The sequence below is a fragment of the Pseudomonas sp. 39004 genome (assembly GCF_028682155.1).
Lineage (GTDB): Bacteria > Pseudomonadota > Gammaproteobacteria > Pseudomonadales > Pseudomonadaceae > Aquipseudomonas > Aquipseudomonas capeferrum.
The window spans coordinates 1-8,952 of the sequence record NZ_JANIAG010000200.1; the positions used below are offsets into that span (position 1 = coordinate 1).

Here is an 8,952-nt window from a genome sequence, read left to right on the forward strand (position 1 = left end):
CCCCCTCGTTGTCGCGTACATTTCTCGGTATGGTGGTGTCAAAGAAGGATGTTTTACCCGCACAGGAAAGACTTAGATGCCTCAACGCCATGTCATAAATGCATCCGTCAGCCCCAAAGGCAGCCTGGAGACGCTGTCGCAACGTGAAGTGCAGCAACTGAGTGAAGTCGGTACCGGTAGCCTTTACACCCTGTTCCGCCAGTGCGCCCTGGCCATCCTCAATACCGGCGCGCATGTCGACAATGCCAAGACCATCCTCGAGGCCTACAAGGACTTCGAGGTGCGCATCCACCAGCAAGACCGCGGCGTACGTCTGGAGCTGTTGAATGCCCCAGCCGATGCCTTCGTCGATGGCGAGATGATCGCCAGCACCCGCGAAATGCTCTTCAGCGCCTTGCGCGACATCGTCTATACCGAAAGCGAGCTGGCCAGCCAGCGCATCGACCTGGAAAGCTCCCAGGGCATCACCGATTACGTGTTCCACCTGCTGCGCAACGCCCGCACCCTGCGCCCTGGCGTAGAGCCGAAGATGGTGGTGTGCTGGGGCGGCCACTCGATCAGCACCGAGGAATACCAGTACACCAAGAAGGTCGGCCACGAGCTGGGCCTGCGCAAGCTGGACGTCTGCACCGGCTGCGGCCCTGGGGTGATGAAGGGCCCGATGAAGGGCGCCACCATCGCCCACGCCAAGCAACGCATGCACGGCAGCCGCTATTTGGGCCTGACCGAGCCGGGCATCATCGCCGCCGAGGCGCCGAACCCGATCGTCAACGAACTGGTGATCCTGCCGGACATCGAGAAACGCCTGGAAGCCTTCGTCCGCGTCGGCCACGGCATCATCATCTTCCCCGGCGGCGCCGGTACTGCCGAGGAGTTCCTCTACCTGCTCGGCATTCTCATGCACCCGGACAACCAGGGCCTGCCCTTCCCGGTGGTGCTGACCGGGCCACGCAGTGCCGAGCCGTTTCTGATGCAGTTGCACGCGTTCGTCGGCGCTACCCTGGGTGACGCCGCCCAGCGCCACTACCAGATCATCATCGATGACCCGGCCGAAGTGGCGCGGCAGATGGTCGAAGGGCTCAAGGAGGTGAAGCAGTTCCGCCGCGAGCGCAACGATGCCTTCCACTTCAACTGGCTGCTGAAAATCGACGAGGGCTTCCAGCACCCGTTCGACCCGACCCACGCCAACATGGCCGAACTGGCCCTGCGCCGCGAGCTGCCGCCGCATGAACTGGCCGCCAACCTGCGCCGGGCGTTTTCCGGGATTGTGGCGGGCAACGTCAAGGACAAGGGCATCCGCCTGATCGAGGAACACGGGCCGTACCAGATCCGTGGTGACAGTGCGGTATTGGCGCCGCTGGGGCACCTGTTGCAGGCGTTTGTCGACCAGCACCGGATGAAACTGCCGGGTGGCGCGGCGTATGTGCCTTGCTATCAGGTTGTGACCTGAGTGTCTGGGGGCCGCTTTGGCGGCCCCCAGCGTCAAGCGTTGCTAGCTGCCCGAGCTGACCAGCGTCCGGTCGACCAGGCGAATGCTGTCGCGCCCACCGCGCTTGGACTGATACAGCGCCACATCCCCCTGCTCGATCAACGCCGCCAGGCTCGCGGGCGGCTGGTCGAACAGGTTGGCACCGATGCTCAAGGTCACGGCCTGCGGCGTGGGCACCGTTTGCAGCGCAAACTGCTGAAACTGTTCACGCAACTGGCTGCCCAGCGCCACCACGCGCTCGCTGGTCGCCGCACTGAGCAGGATGACAAACTCGTCGCCGCCAAGCCGCGCCGCCAGTGATCGCTCCGGCAACACCGCACGAATCATCTCGCTCAAGGCGATCAACAGCCGATCACCGGCAATGTGCCCGTGCAAATCGTTGACCAGTTTGAAATTGTCGATGTCGATCAGCAGCAAGGCGCCTGGCCGCGCCGGGCTCACCTCTTTGAAAAAGTGCGTCGCCCGCACTTCCAGCGCGCGGCGGTTGTACAACGCTGTCAGCGGGTCCCGTGCCGCCAGCCGGGCAATGCGCTCTTCACGGCGATAACGCACCGTGCCGGTCATCGACAGCGCAATCAGCATGATTGCCATCGCCCCCTCGACCAGGGAAACCTGGATGATCAGCCCGCCAAACGTCGCCAGGTCAATCAGCGTGCCCGGGGTGATTGCAATAATCGCCTTTACCACATAGAACAGGCCATGAATCAGCAGCACATAACGCAACTGCACCGCGCCCACGCTCAACGACCTGCCGTGGGGCTTCAACAGGAAACTGGCTTTGAGCGTCAGCAACGCCACCAGCAACGAGTTGACCATCAACATCACCTTCGACCACTCGGGGCCGGCGGGCAACAGCAGCAAGGCGAACCACACCACCACCATCAGCAGCCAGGCGCGCGACAGGCGGTGCTGGGTGAAGCGCAGCACCCCCAGCAGGAAAAACCCGTGCGCCACCACCAGCAAGCCATTGGCGAACCAGATACCGATCAGCAGCAAGCCGCTGCCCCGCAACAGGGCCAGGATGCAGCCGACGGTGATCGTGGCGAAGCCGGTGCTCCAGAACAGCAGCGAAGGCTCGCGAACACTGCGCCACTCGATCGCCAGGTACAAGGCAGCCGCAGCTGCCAGGGCGATGGTGATTGTCAGCATCGTTGGGGGGTCAAGCGCCATGGACGGTCTGGCCTATCTGGTTAACGTGGAAAAGGCCTGATTGTATGCGCTTGCAAGACTTTTTCAGAGCCCCCTCAACAGCGTTACAGCACCCGCTTGATCAACGGTTCCAGGCGGCTGTAGCGCAACCGTCGCAAGAACTTGCGCACTTCCTTGGGGTGCTCGGCCTTGACCCCCAGCTCGGCAGCTGAATCGATCCTGCGCGCATGCTGGCGCAACCCCGCCAACTCGGCGTCGCGCGGCACTGCCCACTGTGCCTCGGGGTCATCGATCAGCAGGCCGTTTTCCAGGTCCAGGTTGAACCCTCGCGGGTTCAGGTTGTTGCCGGTCAACAGCGAGTAACGCTGGTCGACCCACAGCCCCTTGGCATGGAAGGTGTGCCCTGGGTCGTTCCAGATCCGCACCTCAAGCTGGCCACTGGCAAGGGCGGCCTGGCGACGGCGGGTGAAGGCGCGCAGGTTGTCCTCGTACAGGTAAGGCAACGCGCCGCTGGCACTGAACGGCTCGCCGGGCGCGATATAGAAGTCATTGGCGGTACGATCGCCGACAATCAGCTCCACCCGCACGCCCCGGTCGAGTGCGTGGTCGATTTCGCGCATCAATACCCGTGGAGGGTTGAAGTACGGCGTGCTGATGACGATTTGCGTGCGCGCAGCGCCCAGCAGTGCACAAAGCACCCGGTTGAGCAGGTTGCCGCGCCCGACACCCAGCAGCGGGATCACCCGCAGGCCCTGCCCCGCCGCGCTGGCAGGCACGTCATAGGCCATGCGCCGCAGCCGCGCGCGCAAGCGCCGGATGTCGCCGCGCAGGCTGCGGGTCGAGGGCGGTGCCGGCAGGTCGAGGCGCGGCGTGGCAGTGTGGTGCAGCAGGCGACGCACCAGATCGACCATGGCATCGGCCAGGGCCGGTGAGTGGAACAGGTGGTAGCGATCCAGGCGGTAGCGGTCGAAACGGTGCAGGTAGACGTTGTTGAGACTGGCGCCGGTGTAGATCACGCAATCGTCGATGATGCTGCCTTTAAGGTGCAGTACACCAAACAGCTCGCGGGTTTGCACGGGCACGCCATGGATGACGATGTCCAGGCCATGGTGCTGACGCTGGGCCTGGTACCAAGCAGCGTTGCCTGGCTGCCGCCCGCCCCCCAGCAGGCCGCGACGGGCACGGAACCAGTCGACCACGATGGTGATCTCCAGGCCTGGCCGCGCGGCTTTGGCCTGGTACAAGGCATCCAGCACTTCCTGGCCGGCTTCGTCTTCCTGCAGGTACAGCGCGACGATGACGATACGCCGGGTCGCCGCCCTGATGCGCTCGAGCAGGCAGGTGCGATAGGCCCTGGCATCGGGCAGCACCTCGATCGACGCGGGTGTCATGGCGAAACCTGGCAATGCCGCCAGCATGGATTCGGGGTTCACTGAACGTTCACCTTCTATGGGCAATCACTGTTGGCAGCCGCCAGCCGGCGGAGCCATTCCTGGCCGCTGCGCCGGGGGTGTAAGATCGACCCGGCAACGACCCATAACAACAAGAAACACGCGAGGCTTGGATTTTTCACTGCCCCTGACCAACTATGCCTCAGCTTGCACAGGAAGATCGCAATGGTCCACCCCGCTACTGCACCCGTATCACCCTGCACCGTCAAGACCTTCGGCTTTCTGATCCTGCCCAACTTCACCACCATCGGCCTGGCGTCGGCGGTGGAGACCCTGCGCATGGCCAACCTGGCCGCCCGCCGCCCGATGTTTCGCACTGTGCTGATCGCCGCCAGCCACGAGCCGGTAATGGCCAGCAACGGCATGCGCGTGCTGCCTGACCATTGTATCGACAACGCCCCGGCGCTGGACGCTCTGCTGGTGGTCGGTGCCAACCCGATCGACCGCAGCCGTGGCACCCGGCCACTGATCGACTGGCTACGCCAACTGGCCCGTCAACGCCTGCCGCTGGGCGGCATCTGCACCGGCAGCTACCTGCTGGCCAAGGCCGAGCTGCTCAAAGGCTACCGCTGTACCATCCACTGGGAAGACATGCAGACCTTGCAGGAGCAGTTCCCCGGTATCGTCATTTCCGGCCAGCTGTTCGAGCTGGACCGCGACCGCTATACCTGCTCGGGCGGTGTGGCGGCCATGGACATGATGCTGCAACTGGTGGCCCGTGAGGAAGGTGGCCAGGGCATCGCCGCCAAGGCGGCCGAGCTGCTGCTGTGCGACCGGGTGCGTGGCGAGCGCGAGCGCCAGCGGGTGCCGCTGCGCACGTTGCTCGGCAGCGCCCAGCCCAAGCTGAGCCAGGTGGTGGCGATCATGGAGGCCAACCTGGAAGAACCCCTGGGGCTGGAGGAGCTGGCCAGCCTCAACGAAGTGACCGTGCGCCAGTTGGAGCGGTTGTTCCATAAATACCTGCAGCGTACACCCAGCCAGTACTACCTGGAGTTGCGGCTGTCGCGCGCGCGGGAGCTGCTGCTGCGCAGCGATGTGCAGGTACGTGAGGTGGCGCTGGCGTGCGGCTTCAGCTCGCCGGCGCATTTCTCCAAGAGCTACAGCCGCTTCTTTGGGCTGTCGCCGTTGGGGGAGCGGCGCCAGGCTTCGTTGCACTGAGTGAGGGGATGCCGCTTCGCCGGTAACCCCGCGAAGCGGCCGGCAAAGCCCGCTAGTCTTTCAAGGCCGCATGCGCCGTCTCCCGGCACATCAACATCGCCACCAGCGCCACCAGTGCCGCCGCCAGCAGGTACCCGGCCGGCGCCAGCTTGCTGCCGGTCACCTGTATCAACCAGGTGGCAATGAACGGCGCCGTCCCGCCAAACAAGGCATTGGCCACATTGAAGCTCAGGGCAAAGCCGCTGAAGCGTACCCGGGTCGGGAAGATCTCCGCCAACAGGCACGGCAAGGTACCGTCGTTCATCGCCAGCATCGCACCGAAGAGGATCTGGATGGCCAGGATCACCAGCAGTGGCTGCCCATCGAGCAAGGTGAACAGCGGCACGGTAAGCCCCAGAAACAACAGCGAGGCGATCACCAGCATGGTCTTGCGGCCGAAATGGTCAGACAGCCGCCCCATCAGGAAGATCAGGCCGATGTAGGTGGCCAGGGAGACGGTCGAGGCGATGAAGGCATCCCGCTCGCCCATGCCCAGCTCGGTGGACAGGTACGTGGGCATGTAGCTGAGCAGCAGGTAGAACGCGACCGCGTTAAGGCAGGTGACGCCGATACCGATGACCAGGCTGCGGCGGTGCGCGGTCAGCAGCTCACGGATCGGCGCCGGGGCCATGCAGGCCTTGTTCTCCAGGCGCTGCTCCATCTCCAGAAACTTGGGGGTGTCCTGCAGGCTCATGCGGATATATCGGCCTACCAGGCCGAAGGGTGCCGCGAGCAGAAACGGCAGCCGCCAGCCCCAGCTGTGCAGGTCTTCGCTGCTAAGCACCTCATGCAGCACCGCCACGAACGCCGCGCCGAACAACAACCCCGCCGCCGTACTGGCCGGTACGATGCTGGTGTACAGCCCGCGCCGGCCCTGCGGTGCGTACTCAGCCAGAAACGCCGACGCCCCCGCATACTCGCCCGAGGCCGAAAAGCCCTGTACCAGGCGAATCAGCAACAGCAGGCACGGCGCCCACACGCCGATTTGCGCGTAGCCGGGCAGCAGCCCGATGCAGAAGGTCGAAATCGACATGATCAGGATCGACAACGACAGCGCGTTTCGCCGCCCGTGGCGGTCGCCGAAATGGCCCCAGACCACACCGCCCAACGGGCGAACGAGAAACGACAGGGCAAACACCGCGAAGGTTGCCAGCAAACCGCTGGTCTTGTCGGTTTGCGGGAAAAACGTCGCGGCAATGATGGTTGCAAGGTAGCCGTAGGCGGCGTAGTCGAACCATTCGACGAAGTTGCCCATGAAACTGGCGCGCGCGGCCTTGCGCAAGGCCTGGCGTTCGGCGCTGGGCACGGAGCCGCCGAGAGTGGAAGCGTTCAGGGTGGTGCTGGACATGACGGGTACCCTCTGATTCTTCTAATTGGAGGCAGGGTCTAATGGTCATTCAGTAATTATTGTGGTGTGCGTGCCGGCCTCTTTGCGGGGCAACCCCCGCCCCAAAAGGCCGGCAGCGGGCGTTATTTGCGAATGATGTTGTGCTCCGGGCCATACGGGAAGCGCGTGATGTTCTCGGCACCGTTGTCGTTGACGATCAGGATGTCATGCTCGCGGTAGCCGCCAGCACCCGGCCGACCCTCGGGCAGCATGATCATCGGCTCGATCGACACCACCATGCCGGGCTCCAGCACGGTGTCGATGTCTTCGCGCAGCTCGAGCCCCGCCTCGCGGCCGTAGTAGTGGCTGAGGGTGCCGAACGAATGGCCATAGCCGAACGTGCGGTACTGCAGCAGGTCGTGACGCAGGAAGATCTCGTTCAGCTCACGGGCAATGTCGCTGCAGCGCATGCCCGGGCGCACCAGTTTCAGCCCTGCTTCGTGCACCTCGACGTTGGCCTGCCACAGGCGCAGGTGATCATCCGGGCAATGGTCAAGGAACAGGGTGCGTTCAAGCGCCGTGTAATAGCCGGCGATCATCGGGAAGCAGTTGAGGCTGAGGATCTCGCCCTTGCCGACCTTGCGGCTGGTAACCGGGTTATGTGCGCCATCGGTGTTGAGCCCGGACTGGAACCAGGTCCAGGTATCCATCAGTTCACCGTCGGGGAAGCGTTTGGCGATTTCACGCACCATGGCCTGGGTAGCATGCAAGGCCACTTCGTACTCTGGCACATGCTCACGCAGGGCCTCGACCACCGCAGCGCCGCCGATATCGGCCACCTGGGCACCGTGGCGGATCAACGCCTGCTCTTCGGCGGACTTGATCATGCGCATGCGCATGCACGGGGCGCCGATGTCCAGCAGCTCGGCCTTGGGGTAGCAGGCAGCGAGCTTGCCATGGTTTTGCAGGTTGAGGTGGTCGTACTCCACGCCGATGCGCGAGGCCAGCGGCAGCGCCTGCTGGATGGCGACGAAGTAGTTGTCGCGTTGCCAGTCGGTGTAGACGATGTTGTCGGTGCCGACCGTGCGCCGCCAAGGTTGGCCGCCATCGATATTGGCGCTGATCGAGACGACCTTGTCCTGGGTCACGACCAGCGCGTACGGGCGGCCGAACGAGCAATAGAGGAAGTCGCTGTAGTAATTGACGTTGTGGTACGAGGTGAAGATCGCCGCCTCGATGTCCTGCTCGGCCATGTAGGCCCGCAGACGGGCGTGGCGGGCTGCGTATTCCTGCGCGGAGAAAGTCGCTTTGACCTTTTCGCCGTTACGGATCTTCAGGGTCTTTGGCATTTGCATGGTCGGGTTCCTTGTCGTTGTGAGCACGCTGTTCAGGCCGGCCGCCTGAGAAGCATTGCAACAGAACGAACGAGGACGCTTTTGTATCTATCCGACCTGGAATTGGCGGGATGGCCGGGGCTGCTTTGCCGGCCATTTGCGACAAAAGGCCGCCCCCACACCCTGTGGGAGCGGCCTTGCGCCGCGAATGGGGCGCACAGCGCCCCAAGGACTGATGACGTTACTTCAGATCAAAGCGATCAAGCTCCATCACTTTTACCCAGGCAGCAACGAAGTCCTTGACGAACTTGGCCTGCCCATCGCTGCTGCCGTACACCTCGCTCAGCGCGCGCAACTGGGCATGCGAGCCGAACACCAGGTCGACGCGGCTGCCGGTCCATTTCACCTGCCCGGTCTTGCGGTCACGGCCTTCGAAGGCTTCGTTGTCGGCCGAGGTCGGCTTCCACTCCACGCCCATGTCCAGCAGGTTGCGGAAGAAGTCGTTGCTCAGGGTGCCGGGCCGGTCGGTGAACACGCCGTCCTTGCTGCCACCCTGGTTGGCGCCCAGTACGCGCAGGCCACCGATCAGCGCGGTCAGCTCGGGGGCGGTGAGGGTCAGCAGTTGCGCCTTGTCCAGCAACAGCTTCTCGGCCTTGACGCTGTAACGGTCCTTGGTGAAGTTGCGGAAGCCATCCGCCAGCGGCTCCAGCACCGCGAACGACTCGACGTCGGTCTGTTCCTGGGTCGCGTCGACGCGACCGGGGCGGAACCCCACGCTGCCCGTGTAACCGGCATCCTTGGCGGCCTTTTCCACCGCTGCAGTACCGGCCAGCACGATCAGGTCGGCCAGGGAGACCTGCTTGCCGCCGTTGTTGAACTCGCCCTGAATTTTCTCCAGCGCCGCCAATACCTTGTCCACGCCCTGGTTGGCAGCCCAGCCTCTCTGCGGCGCCAGGCGCAAGCGCCCGCCATTGGCGCCACCGCGCTAGATCGGAAGAGCACACG

General features: G+C 64.1%; 6 protein-coding genes and 1 pseudogene. 2 read left to right on the forward strand and 5 right to left on the reverse strand.

Annotated elements, in window-relative coordinates; genetic code table 11:
* Positions 1-76: 76 nt before the first annotated feature.
* Complete coding sequence (ppnN, locus tag NP534_RS23620; RefSeq protein WP_033697295.1) at positions 77-1,450, forward strand: nucleotide 5'-monophosphate nucleosidase PpnN; 1,374 nt, start codon at positions 77-79, stop codon at positions 1,448-1,450.
* A gap of 42 nt (positions 1,451-1,492) precedes the next feature.
* On the opposite strand, the gene NP534_RS23625 is transcribed toward ppnN, so the two are convergent.
* Both NP534_RS23625 and pssA read right to left on the reverse strand, forming a co-directional pair.
* Positions 1,493-2,659, reverse strand: coding sequence for a GGDEF domain-containing protein (locus NP534_RS23625; protein WP_274100297.1), 1,167 nt, complete (start codon positions 2,657-2,659; stop codon positions 1,493-1,495).
* Positions 2,660-2,742: 83 nt separating this feature from the next.
* Positions 2,743-4,071: a CDP-diacylglycerol--serine O-phosphatidyltransferase gene (gene pssA / locus NP534_RS23630; RefSeq protein ID WP_274100298.1), complete on the reverse strand. Its 1,329-nt coding sequence runs from the start codon at positions 4,069-4,071 to the stop codon at positions 2,743-2,745.
* Positions 4,072-4,254: 183 nt separating this feature from the next.
* Between pssA and NP534_RS23635 the strand changes: the two genes are divergently transcribed.
* Positions 4,255-5,247 carry a GlxA family transcriptional regulator gene (locus NP534_RS23635; protein WP_274100299.1) on the forward strand — a complete coding sequence of 331 codons (993 nt, stop codon included), beginning with the start codon at positions 4,255-4,257 and terminating at the stop codon, positions 5,245-5,247.
* A 52-nt stretch (positions 5,248-5,299) separates the two neighbouring features.
* Here NP534_RS23635 and NP534_RS23640 read toward each other — a convergent pair whose 3' ends face one another.
* From NP534_RS23640 to NP534_RS23650, 3 genes and pseudogenes are all read right to left on the reverse strand, one after another.
* A complete protein-coding gene (locus NP534_RS23640) occupies positions 5,300-6,634 on the reverse strand; it encodes an MFS transporter (RefSeq protein WP_274100300.1) in 1,335 nt (444 codons plus the stop codon).
* Between the two features lie 122 nt (positions 6,635-6,756).
* Positions 6,757-7,968 (reverse strand): M24 family metallopeptidase, encoded by a 1,212-nt coding sequence (locus NP534_RS23645; RefSeq protein ID WP_033697291.1) that lies wholly within the window; start codon positions 7,966-7,968, stop codon positions 6,757-6,759.
* Between the two features lie 220 nt (positions 7,969-8,188).
* Positions 8,189-8,932: pseudogene (locus NP534_RS23650) on the reverse strand (peroxidase family protein); the annotation flags it as partial.
* Between the last annotated feature and the right edge of the window lie 20 nt (positions 8,933-8,952).

Bases quoted from the DNA above. Each gene is read 5' to 3' on its own strand.
- ppnN (WP_033697295.1), top strand. From the start codon at position 77: ATGCCTCAACGCCATGTCATAAATGCATCCGTCAGCCCCAAAGGCAGC.
- NP534_RS23625 (WP_274100297.1), bottom strand. From the start codon at position 2,659: ATGGCGCTTGACCCCCCAACGATGCTGACAATCACCATCGCCCTGGCA.
- NP534_RS23635 (WP_274100299.1), top strand. From the start codon at position 4,255: ATGGTCCACCCCGCTACTGCACCCGTATCACCCTGCACCGTCAAGACC.
- NP534_RS23640 (WP_274100300.1), bottom strand. From the start codon at position 6,634: ATGTCCAGCACCACCCTGAACGCTTCCACTCTCGGCGGCTCCGTGCCC.
- NP534_RS23645 (WP_033697291.1), bottom strand. From the start codon at position 7,968: ATGCAAATGCCAAAGACCCTGAAGATCCGTAACGGCGAAAAGGTCAAA.